The organism is Pedobacter steynii, assembly GCF_900103665.1.
In the GTDB taxonomy this organism is placed as follows: Bacteria; Bacteroidota; Bacteroidia; order Sphingobacteriales; family Sphingobacteriaceae; genus Pedobacter; species Pedobacter steynii.
The window spans coordinates 284,713-310,041 of the sequence record NZ_FNGY01000006.1 but is presented as its reverse complement, the minus strand read 5'-3'; the positions used below and the strand labels follow the sequence as shown (position 1 = coordinate 310,041).

The following is a 25,329-nucleotide window of genomic DNA, read 5'->3' as shown; positions in this document are numbered from 1 at the left end:
AGCGTTTAGCTAGTTTTTATTAAAATTAGCAATTAACGTATAAACTGCAACATCAAATTCTTTGTTAGGGCTATATTCCTGCAAATCTTTGATCACCTGCTCACTCTCTTTTGGCTGATGGAAGAAGGCCATGAAAGGAATAAATAAATCTTCCATTTCTTCTCCTATTTCGATCATTCCAACATGACTACAGATGTCTTCAATGCTGCTTTCTACCAGATTCTGGTTGCTGATCAGGTCTTCATAGATGTGAAATTCATCCTGGAACTCATCTTCTTCTACCAATAAGAATTCCTTCAGGAAGTCGCCCAGCTCTGGTTTAATGCGCTCATCATGACACTCGTTGATGTATAACAACAGGTTTAAAAGCTCTGTACCTCTTTCGATCGTCTCTTCTTCAATATCTGCCCACTCATCCGACTCCAGGTAATCTTCTTCCAGTTTCTTCACGTCATTGGCGAAGAAGTTGATCATCAGCAAGTCAAAGAAAACTTCTCTTAGTTCCTCAAAAGCCGGATAGTCATTAAACACCTCATCGAATTCCTCTACTTTTTCAAGGAAGCCAAGATCCTTACTAAATACTTCGATCAACCCTTCTTCTAATTTGATGGAATCTTTTCCAGATACCGCAGCAAATTTATCTAACGACGCAATTAGCGCTGTTCTTACATGATTATCCATATGCTTGTAATTGTTTGTTGTTATATACCAGTTGAACTTTACCGGTTAATTTTTTATTCAAAAGCGGCGAATTTGCAGATTTTGACTGATTGTTAGCGGTATTGTATTCCCATTCCTTCGCCGGGTGATAAACCGTAAAATTGGCTTCTGCATTTTCTGCGATCACAGGTACAGGAAGGTTTAATAATTTGCGCGGGTTGATGGAAAGCTTTTCGGCAATCTGACCAGCATCTAATCCAGCTTTGATCAATAAAGGCAGAACCGTTTGTAAAGCAATAATGCCATAAGAAGCGATTTCAAACTCTACTGCTTTAAACTCAATCTCCTGCGGACGGTGTTGCGAACATACCGCATCAATGGTCCCGTCTTTCAAACCATTTAACAATGCTTTTGTATCTGACTTACCACGCAAAGGAGGTTTCACTTTATAGTTGCTGTCGAAATCGTTTAACAATTCTTCCGTAAATACCAGGTAATGTGCAGCCACATCACAGCTGATCTTTACCCCATCTTTTTTTGCTCTTTTAATCAGCGCTACCGATCCGGCAGTAGTAATGTTGCTGATGTGTAGCGGCGCATCGTGATAAGTTGCAAGGAAAATATCTCTGCTGATGTGCATTTCTTCCGCCAGTGCAGGAACACCTTTCATGCCCAGCAACACACTCGTCTTGCTTTCATTGATCTGTGATTTCCCCGCTATGGATTTGTTTTCCGGATGCACCATCATCAGTCCATTGAAACCTTTTACATATTGTAATGCACGGCTCATGAAACCATCGTCTGTAATCGGCTTGCTCCCATCAGAGAAAGCTACCGCTCCGGATTGCTGCATATCGTACATTTCTGCCAGCTCTTTACCTTCCAGGTCATGACTTACTGCCCCTACAGGCAATACATCTACCAAATTTCCTTTTGCTTTATTGATGATATAGGCCACCTCCCCTTTGGAATGAACCACCGGTTTGGTATGTGGTAAAACAGCCAGGCCGGTAAAACCTCCGGACATGGCAGCCCTGGTTGCCGTTTCTATATCTTCCTTGGTTTCAAAACCCGGATCTCCGATGGAGCAGTTCAGGTCAAAGAATCCCGGAGATAAGATCGCACCGGTTCCATCAAAAACTTCTTCCTTATTTGCAGGCTTCAGGTTATTCCCAATAGCAGTAATCTTGCCCTGTTCTACACGTACATCACAAGTTTTTTGATTGAACTGGCTGTTTGGGTCGGCAATAGTTACGCCAGTGATGAGAAGATTCATGGTGTTTGTATGTTTTTTGTTTTATTAAAAAATCGGATCAATAGTATTTCAATGGCTAAAAAAACAACAGCCAAAATTAGGCAAAGTTTCCATAACTCTATGCTGTTATTTTTTGCCTGGATATTTAAGGACAAAGCATCTTTCTGAGAATTGTAAAGGGCGATCTTTTGCTTGCCGAATAAATCGGTCAGGCTTTGATCTGTGGCATAATGCATATCAGATTCTTTCCTGTTGTCGTTGAAAGCCACTACCGCCAATACAGAATCCGCTTTCTTTAAGTCGTAGAAACCAGGCTTCCGGATCTGATCTGCGACGTACAACAGTGTTTTTCCCGGTATTTGTCTGACTTCAGGGATGACTTCTATTCCATCAGATTTTAAGGTCAAAGATTGATTGGCCCCCAAAGAAATCTTCTGATGCTCCAGCAGGTCGCTCTCTCCTGAGGTATAATATAAAGGCTGCTCTTTGACGCTCGAGAACGCAATTTTAAACATCATCGGTACAAATACCGGATGTCTGGACAAATTCCCGTCTTTGGGATCCAACGAACTGGCCGACAAATACATTGCCCCCGCTCCGGAAGGATATCTGGCAAAAAGAAACTGACCCAAAGGCAATTGCAGAATGCCTTGTTTTCCTCCGGCATTCCTTTCCAGGTAACTGAAATAACGCGTCACCACCGGAAGGTCCATATTGGAAGGCACCTGATCAAATACGTCTCTGAAAACAGGATCTTTCAATTCGATACTGCTCGTAATGGCCGGCCCTGAGTTGAGTTGCTTTACCGCGGGTAAAGACAAAGCAGTTAAAAATGGGGTATACACCGCTCCATTCGCATCAAGATCCGGAAAGATGACCACCGATCCACCGTTTTTCACATAGCTTTTCAGTTGCTGAGCCAGTCCGGAAGAAGGTTGTTTTAATCCGCTGAGTACAATCAGGCTGTAATCAGAAAAGCTGGAATACTTAATATTCGCTTCCGGCATCTCACTGAGTTTGAAATAAGGGTCAGCAGCAAACAGCGATTTAATGAATTTTTGTGAAGGATCTCCACTAATGTTTAACACCTTCATTTCCGTATTCACCTGGAAACTAAAATTCAGTGCATCATCAAAAGTGAGTGGAAAGTCTTTAATCGTCAGCAGCCCTTTTTGCCAGCCCTTTTGTAATCCGCTAAAGGATAAAGTGTCTCTTACAGATTTACCGGCAGGAACTTTAGTATTACTAATGGCTTTTTGTTGCTGGTTGATGGTTAATTTTATAGGAATATCGGCAGCGTCTTCTTCTCCATAGTTGTGAAGCTGAACCACAAGCTGCTCTGCCTGATTGGGCTGATGTACCGGCGACAAGCTCCATACACTATCCACAGAAATATTGGGAAGACTGTTGGCGTTCAATTTAATCAGGGAATAGCGAATGTCTTTGTCCGACTGAACCGGTTGAATGCCCACAAAGCTTTTCTGGAAATCGGACAACAAATAGGCGATCTGATTTCTGTTCGCCCCGCTTTCACGTTGCAACCTGTTGACCACCTGTTGCAGGCTTCTGCTTGCAGGCGAAATCTTCAGCTCATCCAGCAATTGTATAAACTCCTCTTTGTTGACGGCCCGTTGATGTTTCCCTTCAAAATCGTTGGTCAGGAGCTGGAACTGATCATTGAGCTGATAAGCCGCTGCAATTTCTTTTGCCTTTCTTTTCGCTTCATCGAGTAAGCTCCCCTCCTTGTTAACAGTCTCCATGCTATAGGAGTTGTCAATATAAATACTGATCAGGTTTCTTCTTCCCGGCTCTCCTGTGGAGGATAATGGAATAAAGGGCCTTGCAAAAGCAAAGACCAAAAAGATGACCGCAAGAATTCTGCTGATCAGGACGAGTAAATGTTTTAGCTTTTCCCTGGCGGAGTTCTGTTCTTTAGCTTCCTTTAAGAATTGTACATTACTAAAATATACCTTCTTGAATTTCCTGAAATTAAATAAGTGAATTGCAATAGGAATGGCTATTGCCAGCAGTGCAAAAAGAAAACCTGGGTATAGGAAATTCATTAAAAACCAAAGGTAGAACTTTTACATGAATTTTCTCATAGCCAGCCATAAAGTTTCATCTAAACCGTAGACATCCGGTCTGAACTGGATGCTTCCATTCTGAGACCATGCCGTAATGTAGTTGATAATCAAGGGCACAGGCTTTTTTGTTCCAAACCAGGTAGGCTTCAATTTAAATAAATTTACGGTATCTGCTTTTTTAGCAAGCTTCTTTCTATAGGAATTCATCCTGTTTGTATCCAATGGAGGAAGGTTCACTTCCATTCTCAGCTGATCGTACTGATATTTATCACGAACCAGGTTTTGCGCAAATTCTAATGGCTTTTCTACACGCACACAACCATGACTGATGGCGCGGTTGGCTTTGTTAAATCCGTTTTTATTATTGGTATCGTGCAGGTAAATGCTGGACCCGTTATCAAAGATGAATTTAAATTTCCCCAAAGCATTTCCATCTCCCGATCCTTGTTTAAACTGATAAGGTAACTTCTCCCTTGAATAGTTGCTCCATTGAATGGTATCAGGTTCTCCAATAAGTTTTCCATTCCTGTAAACATTAATATTGCTATTGGAAAGGTAATAAGGATCCTTACGTGCCATCCAGTAAATTTCATTTCTGGCAATGCTGACAGGAATATTCCATACCGGGTTTACCTGAATAGAGTTCAGTTTACTATACAAAATCGGCGTTTCGTGGTTTTTAGGCTTGTCGTCGAGATTGCCGCTCTTCGCATATTTGGCAATCTTCGCTGCATATCCCTCTTCTCTTTTTCCACCTACACATACTTTCATATGGCTAACCGTATCTTCCTGATTAAACCAGGTAAGTGAAAAATCAGGAATATTTACTTCCACATATTCCTTTCCCATCTCGGGTAACTTCCACCTCAAACGTTCCATGTTGACCATGATTGTCTTTGCCTGATCACCTTTACCAAGACCTTCCCTTTTTAGAATGTTCAGTCTGTGTTGAAGTGCAAGGTATTGTTTCGAAGATGGCTGTATCTCTTTCAGGAGTTTACCCAAATCTTTGGTTGCCAATGCACCAGACATACTGGCACTATCCGGACGCTTTACCGGGACATAATATCTTGAAAAGAGCTTACGTGGGTTTACGACCCCATAGCTCATGTAATTATCATACTTGATCAATGCCTCCGCAGCATTCAGCTCCAGATCAGCAATTACGGGATATACTTCTTCAATTTTCTTGAATTTATCAGCTGCAAGCTCTTTTAGCGCCGCATCTAACTGCTTCTGACGGAAGTTATCGGGATTAAAACCATGATCTTCACTTTTTCCGATATACGCTTCCAGCGTATCCAAAGCTCCGGCCGGAAAGTACAGACTTACCAAACGAGGCTCGTAATTATGGTTGATGTAGAACTTTTTGATGGTATTGGGATTGGATAATTTCCCCTTTAAAGAGTCATAGTGTTTCCTAAACACTACATTATAGGCTGCAGTATCAAAGTCTTTATACAATTTTCTGTCGAAATGTTTTGAGAGGATTAAACCGACCTCAGGAGTATCTTTAAACCAGGAACAGGCATTTAACAGCAAACAAAAGGGAATCAATAAGAGTAACGCTTTTTTCAAGATGGTATTTTTTTGCAAAACTAGATGTTAATTATATTTATTGAAGCGATATAATCAAATAAAATGCCATATATATTTTGATTTGTAAATTGTATCTATATATTTGCAGCTCCTCAGCATGCTAGTCATTGTTGATTAAGGACTTAAATAGAATTATGAATCAAATTTTGAACCATCATTTACATTTGCACCATCGCCTGTCGGCGATGTATATGTAATGTTTTGTACTTCAAAACTTGTTTCGGAACTATCTTCTTGTCCAATAATCAACAAATTTCAACACAGCATAATTGAAAACACTTAAAATTGCTATCCAGAAATCTGGCAGGCTAAACGAAAAATCAGTAGAAATTCTTAAAAATTGTGGTTTATCATTTGAAAACTACAAAAGCTCCCTTATATCCACCGTTACCAATTTCCCTTTAGAAATTCTTTTTTTAAGAGATGATGATATTCCGGAATATGTTCAGGATGGCATTGCCGATCTTGGTATTGTGGGCGAAAACGTCATTGTAGAAGCTGGCGCTGAAGTGACCTATCTTCAGAAATTAGGCTTCGGAAAATGCACGCTGAAGATTGCCATCCCTAATGAAAGCAGGATCACAGAGATCGCTCAGTTAGAAGGCAAAGCCATCGCTACCTCCTATCCGGTAATTCTGGATAAGTACCTCAAAGAAAATCACGTCAATGCAGACATCAGAACGATCTCCGGCTCTGTAGAAATTGGTCCGGGACTGGGATTAAGTGATGCCATTTGCGACATCGTTTCTACCGGAGGAACCTTAAAAAGCAATGGATTGAAGCCTTTCTCGGAAGTGATGAAATCTGAAGCTGTTCTGATCGGAAGTAAAGGCTCAGAGTTGCTACCGGAAGTTCAGGAGCTGTTGCAAAGAATTCTTTCTGTTTTACGCGCCAAAGAAACCAAATATGTGGTGCTGAATGTGGCAAAAACAAACCTTAAAAAAGTAGTAGACCTATTGCCTGGCGTGAAAAGCCCAACCGTGGTGCCATTGTTCGATGAAGAATGGGTTGCCGTTCATTCCGTAATTGCAGAACACGACTTTTGGGAAAAGATCAACAGCCTGAAAGCGGCCGGTGCACAAGGGATCGTAGTGATGCCAATTGAAAAAATAATTGCCTAAAATCTGATGAAGACTTACAGTTATAAAGACTTATCTAAACAGCAGATTGAAGAAATCTGTTTAAGACAGCTCGAAGACGATAGCAGCATCCAGGACCGGGTAAAACACATCGTGGAACGGGTAAAAACGGAAGGTGACATCGCCCTGCGGGATTATGCACAACAGTTTGACCAGGTCTCCTTAACACAACTATACCTCGATGCAGCAGAAATAGAAATCATTGCTGCAGGTATTCCTTCAGCAGAAAAGGAAGCCATTGATATCGCTTATGCCAATATCAAAACCTTCCACGCCGCACAATCCAGTTCAGAAAGCAAGATTGAAACCATGCCAGGCGTAACCTGCTGGCGCGAATCAAGGGCAATAGAACGTGTGGGCCTGTATATTCCAGGCGGAACGGCAGTGCTGCCCAGCACCTTTCTGATGCTCGGCATTCCGGCAGTTTTAGCGGGATGTAAAGAAATTGTAGTTTGCTCCCCTCCTCAAAAGGACGGAAAGACCAATTGCTATCTTGCCTATTGCGCTTTAAAGTTAGGTATAGACCGGATCTACCTCGTTGGCGGCGCACAAGCCGTTGCTGCCATGGCCTACGGAACAGAAAGTGTTCCTAAAGTGTACAAAATCTTTGGACCGGGAAACCGCTATGTGACTCAGGCAAAACAACTGATCCAGTCGGCAACCATGACAGCAATTGACATGCCCGCGGGTCCTTCAGAAGTTTTAGTGCTTGCGGATGAGACCGCCAACCCAGCTTACATCGCTTCAGATTTACTGGCGCAGGCAGAACATGGAACAGATAGCCAGACCATCCTGGTCGCTACATCCAAAGAAATCATAGAAAACACCCTAAAACAGATTGAATTACAAATACAGGACCTTCCAAGGAAAGACATTGCTGCAAAAGCAATTGAAAACTCCTATGCGGTTCTCGTGGATAACCTGGAACAAGGAATGGAATTCAGCAATGCCTATGCTCCGGAGCACCTGATCTTATCAACAACAGGTTTTGAACCTCTTATACCCCTGATTTATAATGCAGGATCGGTATTTCTGGGCAACCTGACTCCTGAAAGTGCGGGAGATTATGCTTCAGGAACCAACCATACCCTCCCTACCAGTGGTTTTGCTAAAGCTTATTCGGGAGTATCTCTGGATTCTTTCCTTAAAAAAATCACCTTTCAGCACATCACCGAACAGGGTTTAACCAATATAGGACGTACTGTAGAGGTCCTGGCGCAAGCCGAAGGCCTGCAGGCACACAAAAATGCAATCACTATTCGTTTAAAATCATAAGATGGATATCAATAACTTACAACGGGAAAACATCAAAAATCTCCGCCCTTACTCTACCGCGAGAGATGAATATAAAGGACAGGCAAGCGTTTTTTTAGATGCAAATGAGAACGGATATGGTTCTCCGCTGGATCAGAATTTCAACAGATACCCTGATCCTCTGCAACTTGATCTTAAAGATGCGTTGAGTAAAATAAAAGGCGTACCGATAGAAAACACCTTCCTTGGAAATGGAAGCGATGAAGCGATTGACCTCCTTTTCCGCGCCTTTTGTGAACCGGGAAAAGACAACGTAATCATACTTCCTCCAACTTATGGGATGTACGAAGTTTCAGCCAATATCAACAATGTTGAAGTCCGCAAGGTAAACCTGCTTCCAAGTTTTCAGCTGGATCTGGAAAAGGTAGCGGAAGCGATCGACGAAAACACAAAACTGATTTTCATCTGCTCGCCAAACAATCCGACCGGAAACTCAATCATCCGTACAGATATAGAAACAGTTTTAGCCAATTTCAACGGACTTGTTGTCATCGACGAGGCCTATATCAATTACGCTAAACAAAGGACCTTTATTCCCGAATTAACGGAATATCCTAACCTGGTTATTTTGCAAACATTTTCTAAAGCCTGGGGACTTGCCGCACTTCGTTTGGGAATGGCATTTGCCGCCCGCCCGGTAATTGATATCCTGAACAAGGTAAAACCACCTTATAACATCAATCAGGCGACACAGGACCTGGCTTTAAAAGCCCTGGAAAATATAGGACAGGTAAACGAATGGATCAAAGTAACGGTCTCAGAAAGAGAAAGCCTGAGTCAGGAATTGGCCAACCTTCCACTCGTGAAAAAAGTTTATCCTTCGGATGCCAATTTCATACTAATTGAAGTCATTGATGCGTTGAAAACCTATGACGCGTTGGTAGAACAAGGCATCATCGTCAGAGACCGTTCTAAAGTAACACTTTGCGAAGGATGTCTTAGAATCACCATAGGAACTACCCAGGAAAACCAAATTCTCTTAGAAGCTTTAAAATCGCTTAACAACTAACCATGAAGAAAGTATTATTTATTGACCGAGACGGCACCCTCATTACTGAACCCGCTGATGAGCAGATCGACTCTTTTGAAAAGCTGGAATTCTACCCTCGCTCGCTTTATTACCTTTCAAAAATAGCAAAAGAGCTGGATTTCGACCTGGTTATGGTCACCAATCAGGACGGACTCGGAACGGATTCACATCCGGAACAAAACTTCTGGCCGGTACATAATTTCGTCATGAAAACCTTTGCCAATGAAGGTGTGGTATTCAGTGAAGTGATTATTGATAAAACCTTTGCACACCAAAATGCACCGACACGCAAGCCCAATACAGGCCTGCTGCTGCATTTTATGGAAGAAGGATACGATATGAAAAACTCTTTTGTTATCGGCGACAGGATCAATGATGTTGTCCTGGCAAAAAACCTGGGTGCAAAAGCCATCTGGTTGTCGAACAACCTGGATCTCGGCGCAAATGAGAACCTGGATAAAATAGAAACGCTTTCAGACGTGATTGCCCTGAGAACCCAAAACTGGGAAGACATCTATACGATGTTAAAAGCAGGAACGAGAACCGTGCACCATGAAAGAAATACCAATGAGACCAAGATCAGCATTGATATTGATCTTGACGGCACAGGAAAAGCAGAGATTGATACGGGCTTAAACTTCTTTAACCACATGCTCGATCAGATTGCCCGTCATGGCAGCATCGACCTGAAAATTAAAACGAATGGCGACCTCCACATCGATGAACACCATACGATTGAAGATACAGGGATCGCCCTTGGCGAGGCTTTTGCCAAAGCAATCGGGAATAAACTAGGACTGGAACGTTATGGCTTCTGCCTGCCGATGGACGATTGTCTGGCACAGGCAGCAATTGACTTCGGCGGAAGAAACTGGATCGTCTGGGATGCAGATTTTAAACGCGAAATGGTGGGTGATATGCCTACAGAAATGTTCTACCACTTCTTTAAATCTTTCAGTGACGCTTCAAAATCTAACCTGAACATCAAAGCCGAAGGAGAAAATGAACACCATAAAATTGAATCCATCTTCAAAGCTTTTGCAAAAGCGATCAAGATGGCGATTAAACGTGATGCCGAGAAATTAGTCTTACCAAGCACTAAAGGAGTATTGTAATGATTGGAATTGTAAATTATGGCGCTGGTAATATCTTCTCCCTGACTTCGGCCCTGGAAAGACAACACCTTCCTTACGGAATGGTGAATACCGAAGCTGATCTGGAGAAATATACCCACATCATCATTCCGGGAGTAGGTCATGCCGGTGCGGCAATGAAAAAGCTGGAAGATACGGGATTGGTAGAACCGATTAAGGCATTAAAGAAACCAGTCCTTGGCATCTGTGTAGGAATGCAACTGCTTACTGCCCATTCTGAAGAAGGGGATGCCACAATGATGAACATTTTCCCTTTACAAACGAGGTTATTCAATAAGGATCAGGGGATTAAAATTCCACACATGGGATGGAATAACATCGATCACAAAAACAATTCCTTGTTTGAAGGTGTTGAAAACCTGACACAATTTTACTTTGTCCATTCGTACTTTATTGAATATAACCCTACTTTTGATATTGCGACTGCAAATTATGGGATGCCATTTTCTGCAGCAATACATAAAGATAATTTCTATGGCGTGCAGTTCCACCCGGAGAAATCCGGCATCGCCGGAGAGCATTTATTAAAGAATTTTTCAAACTTAAAACAGTAAGATGTACATTATCCCCGCAATTGATATTTTAGATGGGAAAGTAGTTCGCCTCAGAGAAGGTGACTATAACCAGAAAACTGAATATGATGTTTCCATCGCCGAAATGATCGAAACCTACCGCTCTAATGGTACAGAATTCATACATATAATCGACTTAAATGGTGCAAAAGGTGATTTTAGCAATCAAAAAGCACTTTTTGAAATCATCAGTAAAACAGATATGCGCGTACAATATGGCGGCGGTATCCGGACGATCGAACAGGTAACGAACCTGTTAGATGCCGGAATTCACCGGGTCATTGTAGGTACACAGGCAATCACTAACCCTGATTTCCTTGCCGAGCTGAGCAAAGAAGTTGGTAAGAAATATGATTATGCCAACAGAATCGTGATCGCGATTGATGTTTTGGATGAAGTGATCAAATATTCCGGCTGGATGGAAAGCTCACCAATTAAACTGATGGATTACGTTGACAAATGTTTACAACTCGGCTTTTTCCGCTTCCTGTGTACCGACATCAACAAAGACGGTAAACTGGGTGGTGCAGCAATAGATTTGTATAAGAAACTATTGGAGCACTCTCCTTTCATTAAACTGATCGCTTCAGGCGGAGTCAGCTCGATGGAAGACGTAGAAGAACTGGCGAAATTAGACATCCGTTCTGTGGTAGTAGGTAAAGCCATCTATGAAAACAGAGTCTCTATTGATGAGATTAAAGACTGGAATCTAAAGCAAATGACCTCCCTTTAAGCCAATGCTGAGCAAACGTATCATTCCATGTCTGGATGTTAAAGATGGCAGAACGGTTAAAGGAGTTAACTTTATTGACCTTAAGGATGCAGGTGATCCGGTAGAACTGGCCTGGCAATATGCACAGCAGGGAGCGGATGAGTTGGTGTTCCTCGACATTACGGCCACGCATGAACGCCGAAAAACGATGATAGAAATGGTGAAATCAGTTGCCCGTCAGCTGAACATCCCTTTTACCATCGGAGGTGGAATAACCACCGTACAGGATGCCGAAGCATTGCTGAATGCAGGTGCAGATAAAATCAGTATCAATTCCGCAGCAGTAAAGAACCCGGAATTAATTGAAGAACTGGCCAGAAATTTTGGTGTTCAGTTCGTAGTGGTAGCCGTAGACACGAAACTGGTGGAAGGCAGAAATATGGTTCACCTCAACGGAGGAAGACTCATCACGGAACTGGAAACCGAAGACTGGATCCGCAAAGCGGAAGGCCTCGGTGCAGGAGAAATCCTCCTGACTTCTATGGACCATGATGGCACCAAACAAGGTTTTGACTGTGGTTTACTGAATACCATTACCCAAATGATCAATATTCCTGTAATCGCCTCCGGCGGTGCAGGAAAGGTAGAACATTTCATTGAAGTCTTCGAAAAAACAGGTGTCGATGCAGCCCTGGCGGCCTCGGTATTCCACTTCGGTGAAATCCCCATCCCCGACCTGAAACAAAAATTAAAATACCACAATATACCTGTAAGGTTATGAATATAGATTTTGAAAAAACGGATGGGCTGGTCCCTGTAATTATACAGGATGAACAGACCCTGGAAGTTTTAATGCTGGGCTACATGAACCAGGAAGCATGGACGAAAACTCAGAAAGAAGGCAAAGTGACCTTTTTTTCGAGGTCTAAAAACCGCCTGTGGACCAAGGGTGAAGAAAGTGGAAACTTCCTTTTTGTGAAAGAAACACATATCGATTGCGACCGGGATACAATTTTAATTAAAGCAAGTCCGGTAGGCCCAACCTGCCATACCGGAAGCAGGAGTTGTTTTAAAACAGATTACAATCAGAATTTCCTTTTTGAACTCGAAAGCATTATTTCCGACCGTTACGAAAACCCTTCTGAGGAGTCTTATGTGAACAAACTGCGCCAGAAAGGCTTAAACAAAATCGCTCAGAAAGTAGGCGAAGAGGGTGTCGAAACCGTAATTGCCGCATTAAATGAGACCGATGAAGATTTTGTAAATGAAAGCTCAGACCTGATCTTCCATCTTTTGGTTTTGCTGAAAGAAAAAGGAAAAAGCCTGAGTGAAATCGCCCAAAACCTGGAAAAAAGACACCGCAAATAAGGCGGTCTTTTTAAACTACATTACCTCAGCATGTATTTTTTCTTTAAAAATGTACGAAACGAGAAGACAACTTACGTTATTCATTTCTGATCAAAACGAAATCATTGAAAAAATACGTGCTGAATTTAACCCAATACAATATCAGCTCATTGCGGCTCATATTACCCTGTGCAGAGAAGATGAAATCGCATCCATTGAAACAGTTATTGCAAATATCAAATCCATCGCCGGCAATAAACCTCTTGAAATAGAATTTAACCCTCCCTTAAGATTTGAAAATGGAAAAGGGGTGTTGATTCCTGCAAAAGAACAAAACTCAGCGTTTGATGAGCTAAGGACTATGGTTTTGAAAGGTATAAATGCGTCCCCCCGCAAACAGGAGGCACATATAACTTTAATGCATCCCCGAAACTCGACTTGTACTGATCTGATTTTTGAACAGATTCAGGCATATAAATTACCTGCTCAGCTAAGTTTTAATAAAATCAGCTTAATTGAACAGAAAGACGGAGGACAGTGGTTTACAATTGAAGAATTTCAAATCTAATTTATCTTTGCATAAATTAATAACAAAAATAAACATGCTACAGCACTTACATACCCTTAACGGACACCAAAACCCCATTTACGCCCTTGCCAATTCGCCTAAAAAAGACACCTTCTTTAGTGCAGGAAATGACAAAGGTGTTGTAGAGTGGTCATTGGAAACCATGGGTTTTGTAAAAGTTCTGGTTCCGGTACAAAGTTCTGTCTACGCTTTACACCGCCACGAAAACCTGTTATTCATTGCGCAGCGAAGTGGTTTGATTCTCGTCTTTAACCTCGACGAAGAAAAAGTGATCGCCAATTTAAGCTTCCATCAAAAAGGAGTTTTCGACCTTAAAACCATTCGTTATAAGAATGAGCTGATCAGCACCGGTGAGGATGGAATGCTTGCCGTTTGGTCGCTAAAAGACTTCTCCTTATTATACCATTTCCCGGTAATCCAGCAAACAGTACGGTCGATTGCCTTAAGTAATAATGAAAAGGAAATTGCATTGGGTGGCAAAGATGGAGTAATCCGCATTTATCATTCCGAAGACTATAGCCTGATTCGGGAACTGAATGCACATACTTTGCCCATTACCGCATTACAATACGCCCCCACCGGAAATTACCTGATCTCCGGCAGCAGAGATGCGCAGTTGAAAGTATGGAGCCTGCCTCAATATGAACTGATCAACAGTATTGCCGCACATATGTTCAGCATTTATGCGATTGCTTTCCATCCTACAAAGCCATATTTCGCCACCTGCAGCCAGGATAAAGGCATTAAACTTTGGGGAGCTGAAGATTTCAAACTATACAGAATTCTAAGCCTGGAAAAGAATACCGAGGGACATTTCCATTCAATCAACAAGCTGATCTGGAGCGAAGACGGCCGTTATTTAATTTCTACAGGTGACGACAGACAAGTAATGGTCTGGGAATCAAAATAATGCCATTTACTTTCAAAAAAACTAAGAAAAGGAAAAGAAGATTGTTTAAATTGGTGTAAACAAGTACAGATCATGGCTAAAGAACATCAATACAAAACCGCACTTACCTGGACAGGGAATAAAGGATCCGGAACAATGGATTACCGCTCTTATGATCGGAACTATGTGATTTCAATTGACCACAAAGCCGACCTTGCCGGTTCATCCGATTCCGCCTTCTTAGGAGACAAAACCAAACACAATCCTGAAGATCTGCTGGTTTCTTCCCTTTCTTCCTGTCACATGCTTTGGTACCTTCATTTATGCTCACAGAACGAGATCATTGTCATGGATTATAAAGACAATGCAGTGGGCACCATGATCGAAGAGCCTGACGGAAGTGGCCGCTTTACTGAAGTGACCTTAAATCCTGTAGTGACCATCACCAATAAAGCAGACATCGAAAAAGCCAATTCGCTGCACGAACAGGCCCATAAGATGTGTTTTATTGCCAATTCCTGTAATTTTCCGGTAAAGCACCAGCCACAATGCGTGGTAGAAGGGGCTTAAGATCGCCCGTTTTCCATGTTTTTCATATGATATGAATATGGCATAAATATGCGCTCGCATAAAATCAACCTTCACTTGATTTCAGAAACATCGTTTAAAGGTCCACAGGACCAATTAAGGACCTATCAACCTCCTATTGATGGTCAGGTGACCATCAATTGAAATAAAACGCATCTGCAAAGGATTTGAATCACATTTTAATCTGACCAAACAGCACTTTTGGAGGAATGGGGAGAATAAGGGTCCAGCAATAGCCAGCTTTAGATAAAGCGCTTAATTATCCTCAGATGATGGGTATATTTCCCAAGTTCTACATTGTAGATGCCCTGGTCGTCGATTGGATCTACCCTTACTTTTCCCGAAGCATGAATAATTTCATTTGCGTTCAGCATAATACCTACATGGGTGATCCTACCCTCTTCATTGTCGAAAAAAGCAACATCTCCGGCTTTCACCTGTGGTAGAAAATTAACATCGGTACCTTGCTCTGCCTGTTGCCATGCATCCCGTTTCATCTGAATGCCATTTAACTTGTACACGATTTGTACAAACCCGGAGCAATCCAGACCGAAAAGATTTCTTCCGCCCCATAGGTAAGGGACATTTTGAAAAAATAAAGCATTGGTCACTATATCTTCAGCCGTATGAAAGGCAGTGGTCTTTTTTGGGGTAAACATGACCATAAATTTCTCCGAACCAAGGGAACAAAAGCCCTCTTCCAACATAGGAAGATTGCTTCCCGGAGATAAAAAATATTTGCTGCCTGCCTCATCAATCACAATGCTCGCCAGCTCAGCAGGAACAACATGGTCACAATCGTGATTTTTAACGTACTGTTCAAGGGACAGTTCAGCGAGCTGTCTAAAGTCCATCCAGCCCTCATATCCATCATAGGCATTGTAGATCAGCCACCATTTCTCTTTTTTTTCAAGAACCTCAACATGATCTCCAAAAAGCAACTGGGAACTGATTTCAGCCCTATCAGAGGCCTCAGTCCTTAGGGGAGCTACTGCTACCCGGCAAATTCCATATTCTTGTCCCATATGATAAGTTAGTCTCGCGCAATAAAAATAAGCATAACTGTGTGATTATTACAATTACTGTTCCCCGTTTTTTTTTGCATCAGTGTCCATTCATTCAAATTCTGTACACATTTAAGCAGGCTCAACAGATTTTTCAAAAAAATCGTATTTTTATATAGGCCTTATTGTTTAAACCAATGACCATACTGACAAGCTTTAGTAAAACAATTAACAGATACCAGATGTATCTATAGCATATCAATTTAATTTGTAAGATCATGAACCTTAAAAAGATTTTAATTGCGGTCGACAATAGTACCTGTTCCGAAAAGGCGGCCAAAACAGGTTATGAGATCGCAAAGACATTTGGTGCCGAGGTGGCGCTCGTCAATATTATAGAACCGATACCGGCAAATATCAACCCGGATCTGACTTTAGCTCCTGTTTTTTTAGAAACTTACGACAATAGCGAGGAGAACAGTCATATGCTCCTGAAAGAAATAGAATCAAAATATAGCCTGGGAATCCCAACCACCTATCTGAGTGTGATTGACAGCGCCGCACATGGCATCATTCAACAATCAGATGAATGGGGGTCCAACCTGATTGTCATCGGAACTTATGGACGCACGGGCCTCTATCACTTCTTAATGGGAAGTGTGGCAGAGCATGTGGCCAGAAAATCGGCATGTCCAGTACTCATCGTTCCGAACAAATTCGAGGATAAAGATTAATCCTTAAAAATAAAAAGAGGATGCCAGTTGGACATCCTCTTTTCTATGATCTTAGTTTAAAGACTAATTTTCCTGATGTAACCAGGCCTTTTTTGCCAATAACTCCTCTTCAGTTTCGCGGATATCTTCATCATCAACACAACAATCCACCGGACAAACCGCTGCGCATTGAGGTTCATCATGAAACCCTTTACATTCTGTACACTTATCGGAAACGATATAATAAACTTCATCAGATACTGCTTCCATAGCAGATTCTGAATCAATTTCTTTACCTCCGAAATCGATAATACCATTTAAATTGGTACCATCGGAGAATCTCCAGGCCGTGCCTGCGTCATAAATCGCATTATTGGGGCATTCAGGCTCACATGCTCCACAGTTAATACATTCGTCTGTTATTTTAATAGCCATGTCTTCGTCTATATCTAATGCTAAGTTTACCTTTGCAATGCAAATATAACACATAAACTTTAAAATATCTGGAATATGCCAATGCTTACTGCTGAAAAACTAATTATTGCATTCAAAAAACTTACTGACTTTATTGCCAATCCGGATCCTGAGTTCAAAAATTTAATTTTATCAGCCCCAAACAGCAATGCCTGGTTCACGGTTGAAGAGGTAGAAAAGGCATTAAATGCCCTATATAAGATGTTGAATGAAGCCGATCTTGAAACCTGGTTTAAAGACATTAAGGTAAGTGACACCCCGAAAAAAGTAGGGTTGATTCTGGCCGGAAACATCCCGGTAGTTGGTTTTCATGATGTGATTTCTGTACTTGCTACCGGAAATACGGCCTTGATCAAGCTTTCATCTTCCGATGATAAGCTACTTCCTGCCCTGCTTAAACAACTGATGACCATCGAGCCGCTCCTGGCAGAACGCATTGTTTACGTAGAACGTCTCAAAGATTTTGATGCGGTAATCGCAACCGGAAGCAATAATACATCCAGATACTTTGAATTTTACTTCAGTAAAGTGCCCAATATCATCCGAAAGAACAGAAACAGCATTGCCGTACTGACCGGAAAAGAAAGCACAGCAGAAATTGCAATGCTGGGACATGATATCTTTGATTACTTTGGCTTAGGCTGCAGAAATGTATCGAAACTTTACATTCCTGAAGATTACGATATCAAAAACTTCTATGAGCCACTGGAACCTTTCCAACCCATCGTTAACCACTTTAAGTACAATAACAATTACGATTATAACAAGTCTATTTACCTGGTAAATGCAGCCACGCATTATGATAATGGGTTCTTATTGCTAAAAGAAGACACCAATATGGCTTCCCCTCTTGCGGTTTTATATTATGAGCGTTACCAGAACCTGAACGAAGTTCAGGAAAGGCTAAATCAGGAGGCGGAGAATATTCAGTGTGTCGTTTCAAATGCAGATTTAGAATTGAATACGACTGTATTAACACCTGGCCAGAGTCAGCATCCAAGATTATGGGATTATGCAGACAATGTAAACACTATTGCCTTCCTTAACGGGATTAAAACACCGAACAGATAGGTATAAAACGACCACAAGCGGTACTGATAACAGTACCGCTTGTGGTTTGATTAAACATGCGAACAAATTAAAAGGCCATTTCAGACCTCAGCTTTTCAGCTTAGTTCACAATAGCCTCAACAGTGAAAGATTGTATTCTCCATTGTCCTCCGACTACCCCGGAAACTTTAACCTCAATATCGTACTCATAACCTCCAGCCGGATCTACCACACGCGTTTGGAAAGTATCTACATTGATCGTTCCTCCCTGGTGATTCACCAAAGCGAGACTAAGATTGGTCAGGCTCGTGCCATTGATACTAGCCGTAATCTGATACAGAGATGATCCGGACGAGCCATAAGTCAAGGTAGCAGTAGCCGTCTGGGAAGTCCAGGGGATATTGATGGTCTCTGTCACTGTAACAGGAGGAACCACCCTCACATTAGCCTGAGGAACAGCATTTAGCTCCTTACTGTTGGTAAAACTACTGGCAAACATTACAATTGCCAATGCACTGCTCATTCGGAAAAGGGATAACATTTTCATAATTGTTGAGTTTAATTATTGGTTTAATATTTACTTATTTATGCGTCAAGCCATTTAATTTAATTGTAATCAGGTAAGTCCCCAGCTGTTTGATCTGAAATCCAAATCTCGGGTTGATGCTAAAGGTAGAACCTGGCGCTTGTCCGGGAGGAAAATTATCCAGTTTGGCATAAGTGCTTGGAATGCGGTAATAAATGAGGAAGTCCCCATAACCACTGATCCGTTTCATCGGGAAAGGAGTAATTTCATAATTACAGGTCATCGTTTCATCTCCAATCACTACCGGATTAAATTTAGCATAGGATTCGAAAGTAGGACGGTCTCCCCTTTTGATGATCTCCCCTTTTTTCGGATTGAAAGGAACGCCATTTTTATCCACAATTTTCACGCTTACACTTGTGCCCTCATTGCTCACTTTTGTGATGATCATTTCCGGAGTAGCATCTACTGTTCCGCTCAATCCCGTCTGATCCGAGAACCAGCTGTTGGCAATGGCATAAGATTTAAACAATTCCGCATCAAGAAGCTGGATTTCTCCAATATTCTTATACACACGCATACCGCTTTCATTACTTACTTCAACATCAAACTCATATTGTGATCTCGGAGGGAGGAACGACGTCCCTGCATTGAAAAGGAACTGTCCGCTTGGTAAAAACTCAAATGGAGGAAGCATTTTCTTCTCCCGTTTGGCATTGACCATTGCGATAGTCGTGTCTACTGCCGGGTCAATAGGTTGTTTATAAACATAAACCTCATGTTCTGCATAAAACTCTTCAGCACGCTGAGTGGTTCCCTTTTTTCGTACTTCTAACAATTTCACCAATACCGGAAGCGTGGAACCATCCAGATTAAGTGAACTCGTTACCTGCTTAATGTTTCCCTGTTCAACCTTGAAAGGGCTATCTTTATAATACATTGATTCACCAATAAAACCTACCGGAATCTTTTTACAGCCTAACCAGGCTACACTTATTAATGCAATCAGCACTAAAACAGATCTTATAATCTTCATTTCTTTTGATTTAATGTGGTTAAATATTACCAGTAAAATTTATGCCTGTTGTTCAACACATGCAGGATTCCATTGGTCGTGATAATTCCAGACGTCTGGGTCAGTTCCTGAATGTCTTTATCCGCATCCGGATAATTGTCAGGCAACGGTTTTGGGTCCAGTCCGTTCCTTAATCTCACCAGGTACAAATACTGTGGCTTGGTGGTCACTGTACCTGTATACGCTGTCGTTTCAATTAGCAGAATGGAATAATCTTCGTTTGATTTACTTTTAAACACCTTGTTTTCCAACGACAAATTTTCGCGGTTGATGGCTCCTGTAAAAAGATGGGAACGCAGGGAATCCCTTAATTCCGGAACAGGAAGGCTATCCAGCGTATACTTAAGGTTTTCATTATTGTATTTTCGCTGGATAATTCTGGTACGTCGGATCAGCAGTTCTGCAACAGAATAATCGGTAGGCGCAAAGAAGGTCGTATTTCCATTGATCTCTTCTTTCATTCCTGCTTTATCGATGAGCCTGGTTAGCGTATCGAACAAAGGTTTACTTTTCAAAAAGTCATAGGTCGTCATATTTACCCTCGGATCATGAAGGTCTCCTCCGATGAGGTAGTCTTTCTTCTTACAGGCAGTTACGATAAGGCAGAGCCCGAAGAAGGTTAAAATGTATACTAATTTATTTTTCATGAGAATCTTTTTTAAATGAAACACTGATTTACCTTAATCTGCCAACCCAGTATTTGTTTTGGGCCAGATCTTTATTCGTCACAAACAGCGATCTTGCTATCGGCCATTTCCAGCCTTCTTCATCAAATCTGGATTGAGGAAAACGATCAAGGTATTCTACGAGTCTTTTATTCCTCACCATGTCGTACCAGGAATGCCCTTCACAGAACAATTCGCGGAATGTCTCTTCAAAAATCTCCGTTTTCAGGTCAGCACCCGAATACCCCGTCAGGTTAGACCTCAGTTTCACATCATTCAGATCCGTTAAAGCGTCTGAACTGCGACCTAGCAATTCGTTACATTCTGCCCTTAAAAGCTTCATTTCAGCCAGGCGGAAAATACTGATGTTGCAATTAACGAGTCCACCTCTGTTATTTCCCGGATCCAGGAAAAACCGGTTCTGGTTGTTCTTTCCAATATACTTGGTCAAAATAAGGTCTTCTTCTTTAGTGCGGTCAAAGTAATAGTCATAACGGGCATCAGTAGGATCGTTAAAGAACCAACCCACTACTTCGCTGTTAAAAACCGTCGATTTTGTTTTTTCGGGAATGTAAGGTTGTCCTAGTGTATACAGGTAAAAACCTCCATTTGGTTGATATTCCAACTGATCAGCACTTGTATTGATTTCAAAAATTCCTTCCTGTGATCTTCCTTTAAACAGGCGGTCGAAATTTGCTGCCGGCACCAGGCTGTACATCCCTGAAGCAGTAATGGAATCAATTGCAGCTATGGATTTGGTCAATAAAGTTTTGTCAGATTCTTTGGTCACAAAGTATTTCCATCTGTTTACATGAGCAAGCAAAGCAAAAGCAGCACCTTTATCAGCCCTTACAGCATGATCGCTTCCAGTATTCCAGCCCATTAATAACCTCGCTCTGTTCATATCAGCTGCGCAGGAATCCAAAACCACAGCTTCATTAGTCCGCTGAACATTTTTAGAGGATACCGGATCCTGATCATATTGAAGCACCAATGGTACATCTCCCCAAATCCTGACCATATAAAAATAGGTGTAGGCGCGGATAAATAAAGCTTCACCAATTATCTTGCGTTTAACAGCGAGACTTTTAAAGGCATTATCAGGCATTTTACCTACTTTCTCTATCACCGTATTGGCCTGGGTTATCGTCTTGAAATAAGGCGTCCAGTTTTGAAAGTCTTCGATGTAATCTCCCCTGAAATCATCCACACTTATTCCTGTTCCATAGTATTCATCTCCTTTTACCAGGAAATTCAGTGCATAATCTCCACCTTCTTTCAATACACCTGTCGTAAAATCACCATACACAAAGTTTGACATCCCCTGTCCGCCCAGCGTCAGCGACTTACGAAGTAAGGAGTACGCTCCCATCAATCCGGAAGTAGCATCCGTCTCTGTTTTCCAAAACACCGCTTCGTATACGGAATCTTCAGGCTTAAGATCCAATAGTTTTTTACAGGAAAGTAAACCTCCGCAAAGCATTCCTCCTAAAAGGAGCATACTTATTATTCTATATTTTGATAAATTCATGATCGTCTTTCTAATTAATACTTATTTGTCGTCCTTAAAAGCTGGCCTGTATACCAAAAGTGAATTTTCTTGGAACAGGATAGCTATCACCAGAGTAAACTCCCAGCTCATTTACAGCTTCCACATCAGGTAAGCTTGATTTTTGGAAAGAATACACGTTATCTATAATCGTATACACCTGTAAGCGCTTCATCTTAAATTTCTCCAGCATCTTCGCAGGGAAGTTATAAGCAAGGTTGATGTATTTGATCTTCAAATAATTTCCATTCTCCATATAAGCGGAAGAGAAGTTATTGAACTGATAATAGTAAGGACCATAAGGATTCAAATCTGCATATTTGGCATTGTCACCAGGCTGGCGCCATACCGGCAATTTATTCAGGTCCAGTAATCCTGTTCCAGGGAAGCTACCTAATTGTTTATATCTGTCTAACAGACTGGAGATATAAGTATTGTAAACTTCTCTGCCCAGAACAAAAGTGGTATAAACCTCCAGAGAGAAATTCTTATAAGTAAAGCTGTTACTGAAACCACCGGTTACCCTTGGGTTAGGATTCCCCACCCTTACTTTATCAAAGTGATCCCATACGTCATAATCGAAATTCTGATCTATCCAGCGGTAAGAACCTGGTTGTGCCACTCTGGATCCGTTCCAGTACGTAATCAGATCGCCTGTTCTCGGATCGAAAGGAATCTGATCTTTTGTAGAATATACACCTTCTGATTTAACCAGGAAAAATTCATAAACCGGACGCCCTTTGGTCAGTATAAATGTTGTTCCGGTATTGGGATCAGTCACCATAATATCTCTGTTGCCATCAGGAAGAGAAACAATCTGGCTCTTATTAAAGGACATAATTAATCTCGGGTTCCATTGAAATTTACTATCCTGATTAAAGACTTTTCCAGACAGGCTTAAATCAACACCTAAGTTTCTGATGTTAACGGCATTTGTTTTTACTTTATCATAACCACTCGTTACCGGCAGGTTTAAATCAAAAAAGATATCTGAAGTTCCACGGTTATAGGCATCGACTGTTAACATTGCCCGGCCCTTAAAGAATTCCGCATCGACACCAATATTCGCCTGGGTTGAGCGTTCCCAGGTCAGGTTATCCTGAGTAATCGACTGCGGATTAATGGTAACCGCATTGACACCATTATAAGTGCTCGACTGACCAGAACCTTGGTAACCTCCCTGACCAGTCAGGTAAGAGTTAAAAGGCGCATAATAATCAGAAGGCAGGTTTCCTGATGTGCCATAGCTACCTCTGAACTTCAGGGAAGACAACCAGTTTTCGGTCGACTTCATGAAAGGTTCGTCAGATACCACCCATCCGGCCGAAACTGCAGGGAAATAAGCCCATCTGTAGTTTTTTCCGAAACGGGAAGAGGCATCAGCACGATAACTAAAAGTGAACAGGTACCTGTCTTTAAAATCATAGGATGCACGGCCAAAGAAAGACAAAAGACCTGAAGCCGCAGTCTTTGATCCGGTAATCATATTTCCGTAAGGATCACTCAGAACATAGTTCTTCGGCTCCAGTCCTTTTACAGTAGTGATTACATTATTACCAATTCCTGTACCGCCAACACCAGTATAGTCGCTGGTTGTATAATTAATGGTATTACCCCCCAAAAGTGTCAGGTTATGATTTTCAGCTGGCTTAAGCGTATAAGTCAGGAGGTTATCAATATTGAAATTATCATAATTTGCTCTGGAAGACTGCGCGTAAAACACGTTATTCGCATCCAGTATACTAGGCCTGAAAATATCTCTGCCTCCTTTGCTCGACTGCAATGCTCCCTGAGTACGGAAGTGAACGTTTTTAACAACGTCATAATCCAGACTCAGACTGGCAGTAACATCATCATTGATGTTTTTATCTTTCGCACTTTCCAATTGTCCGGTAAAATTCGCCTGATCAGAAGGACTGATGTACAATAAGGAGGTTGGAAAAGTACCCGCACTAATCGGCAAGGGATTTTCCCATGGAGCCTGACCACGACCACGGGAACGATCTCCACGCGATAACCTGAACATTGCGTCCATTTTCAGTTTTTCTGTCAGTTTTACTCCCATTGTACCCGACATGGCATATCTTTTAAACCCGGTTCCTTTGATGATCCCCTGTTCATTATAATAGTTACCACTAAAGCGGTAATTGATATTTTCTACCCCACCTGAAGCAGAAACATCATAATTCTGAATAATCCCCGTTTGAAAAAACATGCCCTGCCAGTCATTTGCATTGTTAAATGCAGGATTGAGACTATCCGTCAACATTTGCGGAAAAAGCCCCTGATCTGCATGGTTAGCATATTTAGTCAGGTAATCCATTTTAAACCTGCGTTCCTGAGCACCAATGATATACTCTGCCATTTCCCCATGTTTGGAAACTCCGGCATAAGCATTCACATTCACTTCCGGTTTCCCGGTCTTTCCACGTTTTGTTTTAACTACGACTACCCCATTTGCTCCTCTGGAACCATATATGGAAGCCGCGGCAGCATCTTTCAGGACATCAATCGATTCAATATCATTAGGGTTAAGTCCGGCGATAACATTGGTTCCGGTCAGGTCACCAAAAGAAGAAATGTCTTCATTAGCCATTGGAATTCCATCGATCACAAATAGCGGACTGCTCAATGCTCTCGCTGCATTCACTGCTCTTCCGATAGAGGAGTTTCCCCTAACCAAAAAAGTGGGTCTGCCTCCCGGTTCTCCGGAATAGCTTTGAACATTCAATCCTGCAACCCTACCCTGCAATAGTTTATCAAATGTAGGAGAAGGTAGATTTTCCAGATCCTTCGCTTTAACCGTTGATACTGCAGCAGTAGACTTCTTACGTGATACTTCCTGGAAACCGATCACGACTACATCATTTAATGAGTTTGCAGCCGCTTTCAGCTTCACGATAATTTCTGACTTCCCGGCGATGGCGATTTCTCTGGCATCGTATCCTATATAAGAAAAACGTAATGTTCCATCTGCAGGGGCATCAATACTGAATTTACCATTACCATCTGTACTTGCGCCTTTAGTACTTCCTTTTAAAATAACCGATACTCCCGGAAGAGGGAGTCCGTCGTCAGCACCGGTAACGGTTCCTGTAACTTTCTTTTGCGCAAAAGCAAATGCGGAAAAAAACAGCAATAGGCTGACCATAAAGAGTTTTTTGTAAAACTTATTCATAAATTTTTGTTTAATTAAAAATTAAGCTGTGTTCAATAACAAAGGGAAGATTTGTCTGGGACAGAGGGATAACTATAATAGCGCTATCACGTCCAAACGAACAGGTACTAGAAGAGTTGAATTGTGATCATAAGGGGGCTTGGTTTAGGTTAAGTTGAATCAA

The 25,329-nt window shown here is 41.7% G+C and carries 24 protein-coding genes; 13 read left to right on the top strand and 11 right to left on the bottom strand.

The annotated features are described in order from the left end of the window. Positions 1-9 precede the first annotated feature (9 nt). Genes BLQ87_RS18200 through BLQ87_RS18185 form a run of 4 tightly spaced genes read right to left on the bottom strand, consistent with a single transcriptional unit; the run spans position 10 to position 5,577 of the window. Positions 10-681 (bottom strand): hypothetical protein, encoded by a 672-nt coding sequence (locus BLQ87_RS18200; protein ID WP_074609579.1) that lies wholly within the window; start codon positions 679-681, stop codon positions 10-12. Continuing rightward, positions 674-1,936: a dihydroorotase gene (locus BLQ87_RS18195; RefSeq protein ID WP_074609577.1), complete on the bottom strand. Its 1,263-nt coding sequence runs from the start codon at positions 1,934-1,936 to the stop codon at positions 674-676. The genes BLQ87_RS18200 and BLQ87_RS18195 overlap by 8 nt, the downstream gene beginning before the upstream one ends. Beyond that, positions 1,933-3,978 (bottom strand): BatA domain-containing protein, encoded by a 2,046-nt coding sequence (locus BLQ87_RS18190; protein WP_074609575.1) that lies wholly within the window; start codon positions 3,976-3,978, stop codon positions 1,933-1,935. Before BLQ87_RS18190 ends, BLQ87_RS18195 begins: the two co-directional genes overlap by 4 nt. Before the next feature lie 21 nt (positions 3,979-3,999). Then, the gene (locus BLQ87_RS18185; protein ID WP_245723879.1) at positions 4,000-5,577 is read right to left on the bottom strand and encodes a L,D-transpeptidase family protein; all 1,578 of its coding nucleotides are present in this window, start codon (positions 5,575-5,577) and stop codon (positions 4,000-4,002) included. A 290-nt stretch (positions 5,578-5,867) separates the two neighbouring features. Here BLQ87_RS18185 and hisG point away from each other — a divergent pair, with 290 nt between their 5' ends. The 11 genes from hisG (at position 5,868) to BLQ87_RS18130 (ending at position 14,914) form a co-directional block, all read left to right on the top strand. Continuing rightward, positions 5,868-6,719, top strand: coding sequence for an ATP phosphoribosyltransferase (gene hisG / locus BLQ87_RS18180; protein WP_074609573.1), 852 nt, complete (start codon positions 5,868-5,870; stop codon positions 6,717-6,719). Between the two features lie 6 nt (positions 6,720-6,725). Beyond that, the gene (gene hisD / locus BLQ87_RS18175) at positions 6,726-8,012 is read left to right on the top strand and encodes a histidinol dehydrogenase (protein ID WP_172664862.1); all 1,287 of its coding nucleotides are present in this window, start codon (positions 6,726-6,728) and stop codon (positions 8,010-8,012) included. 1 nt (position 8,013) lies between these two features. Continuing rightward, positions 8,014-9,060 (top strand): histidinol-phosphate transaminase, encoded by a 1,047-nt coding sequence (gene hisC / locus BLQ87_RS18170; protein WP_074609569.1) that lies wholly within the window; start codon positions 8,014-8,016, stop codon positions 9,058-9,060. Between the two features lie 2 nt (positions 9,061-9,062). Further along, entirely contained in the window at positions 9,063-10,196 is a 1,134-nt protein-coding gene (gene hisB / locus BLQ87_RS18165; protein WP_074609567.1) for a bifunctional histidinol-phosphatase/imidazoleglycerol-phosphate dehydratase HisB, read from the top strand. Beyond that, entirely contained in the window at positions 10,196-10,789 is a 594-nt protein-coding gene (gene hisH / locus BLQ87_RS18160; RefSeq protein WP_074609565.1) for an imidazole glycerol phosphate synthase subunit HisH, read from the top strand. The genes hisB and hisH overlap by 1 nt, the downstream gene beginning before the upstream one ends. Before the next feature lies 1 nt (position 10,790). Continuing rightward, the gene (hisA, locus tag BLQ87_RS18155; RefSeq protein WP_074609563.1) at positions 10,791-11,540 is read left to right on the top strand and encodes a 1-(5-phosphoribosyl)-5-[(5-phosphoribosylamino)methylideneamino]imidazole-4-carboxamide isomerase; all 750 of its coding nucleotides are present in this window, start codon (positions 10,791-10,793) and stop codon (positions 11,538-11,540) included. A 4-nt stretch (positions 11,541-11,544) separates the two neighbouring features. Then, positions 11,545-12,300 carry an imidazole glycerol phosphate synthase subunit HisF gene (gene hisF / locus BLQ87_RS18150; protein WP_074609561.1) on the top strand — a complete coding sequence of 252 codons (756 nt, stop codon included), beginning with the start codon at positions 11,545-11,547 and terminating at the stop codon, positions 12,298-12,300. Further along, positions 12,297-12,887 carry a bifunctional phosphoribosyl-AMP cyclohydrolase/phosphoribosyl-ATP diphosphatase HisIE gene (hisIE, locus tag BLQ87_RS18145; protein ID WP_074609558.1) on the top strand — a complete coding sequence of 197 codons (591 nt, stop codon included), beginning with the start codon at positions 12,297-12,299 and terminating at the stop codon, positions 12,885-12,887. The genes hisF and hisIE overlap by 4 nt, the downstream gene beginning before the upstream one ends. A 49-nt stretch (positions 12,888-12,936) precedes the next feature. Further along, the gene (locus BLQ87_RS18140; protein WP_074609995.1) at positions 12,937-13,434 is read left to right on the top strand and encodes a 2'-5' RNA ligase family protein; all 498 of its coding nucleotides are present in this window, start codon (positions 12,937-12,939) and stop codon (positions 13,432-13,434) included. A 34-nt stretch (positions 13,435-13,468) separates the two neighbouring features. Then, positions 13,469-14,365, top strand: a complete 897-nt coding sequence (locus BLQ87_RS18135) for a WD40 repeat domain-containing protein (protein ID WP_074609556.1) — start codon at positions 13,469-13,471, stop codon at positions 14,363-14,365. 72 nt (positions 14,366-14,437) lie between these two features. Further along, on the top strand, positions 14,438-14,914 hold the full coding sequence (locus BLQ87_RS18130; RefSeq protein WP_074609554.1) for an OsmC family protein: 477 nt from the start codon (positions 14,438-14,440) through the stop codon (positions 14,912-14,914). Between the two features lie 260 nt (positions 14,915-15,174). Here BLQ87_RS18130 and BLQ87_RS18125 read toward each other — a convergent pair whose 3' ends face one another. Further along, positions 15,175-15,957 carry a C40 family peptidase gene (locus BLQ87_RS18125; RefSeq protein WP_074609552.1) on the bottom strand — a complete coding sequence of 261 codons (783 nt, stop codon included), beginning with the start codon at positions 15,955-15,957 and terminating at the stop codon, positions 15,175-15,177. Positions 15,958-16,214: 257 nt separating this feature from the next. Between BLQ87_RS18125 and BLQ87_RS18120 the strand changes: the two genes are divergently transcribed. Further along, on the top strand, positions 16,215-16,670 hold the full coding sequence (locus BLQ87_RS18120; RefSeq protein ID WP_074609550.1) for a universal stress protein: 456 nt from the start codon (positions 16,215-16,217) through the stop codon (positions 16,668-16,670). 63 nt (positions 16,671-16,733) lie between these two features. Here BLQ87_RS18120 and BLQ87_RS18115 read toward each other — a convergent pair whose 3' ends face one another. Further along, positions 16,734-17,084 (bottom strand): 4Fe-4S dicluster domain-containing protein, encoded by a 351-nt coding sequence (locus tag BLQ87_RS18115; RefSeq protein ID WP_069380006.1) that lies wholly within the window; start codon positions 17,082-17,084, stop codon positions 16,734-16,736. Between the two features lie 75 nt (positions 17,085-17,159). Between BLQ87_RS18115 and BLQ87_RS18110 the strand changes: the two genes are divergently transcribed. Then, a complete protein-coding gene (locus tag BLQ87_RS18110) occupies positions 17,160-18,194 on the top strand; it encodes an acyl-CoA reductase (RefSeq protein ID WP_074609548.1) in 1,035 nt (344 codons plus the stop codon). Between the two features lie 100 nt (positions 18,195-18,294). Here BLQ87_RS18110 and BLQ87_RS18105 read toward each other — a convergent pair whose 3' ends face one another. From BLQ87_RS18105 to BLQ87_RS18085, 5 genes are all read right to left on the bottom strand, one after another. Beyond that, positions 18,295-18,720 (bottom strand): hypothetical protein, encoded by a 426-nt coding sequence (locus BLQ87_RS18105; protein WP_143010475.1) that lies wholly within the window; start codon positions 18,718-18,720, stop codon positions 18,295-18,297. A 34-nt stretch (positions 18,721-18,754) separates the two neighbouring features. Continuing rightward, complete coding sequence (locus tag BLQ87_RS18100; RefSeq protein WP_083361930.1) at positions 18,755-19,735, bottom strand: DUF5007 domain-containing protein; 981 nt, start codon at positions 19,733-19,735, stop codon at positions 18,755-18,757. 26 nt (positions 19,736-19,761) lie between these two features. Continuing rightward, the gene (locus BLQ87_RS18095; protein WP_074609544.1) at positions 19,762-20,421 is read right to left on the bottom strand and encodes a fasciclin domain-containing protein; all 660 of its coding nucleotides are present in this window, start codon (positions 20,419-20,421) and stop codon (positions 19,762-19,764) included. Between the two features lie 28 nt (positions 20,422-20,449). Next, complete coding sequence (locus tag BLQ87_RS18090) at positions 20,450-21,940, bottom strand: RagB/SusD family nutrient uptake outer membrane protein (protein ID WP_074609542.1); 1,491 nt, start codon at positions 21,938-21,940, stop codon at positions 20,450-20,452. Between the two features lie 64 nt (positions 21,941-22,004). Continuing rightward, positions 22,005-25,166: a SusC/RagA family TonB-linked outer membrane protein gene (locus tag BLQ87_RS18085; RefSeq protein WP_074609540.1), complete on the bottom strand. Its 3,162-nt coding sequence runs from the start codon at positions 25,164-25,166 to the stop codon at positions 22,005-22,007. Positions 25,167-25,329: the final 163 nt, after the last annotated feature.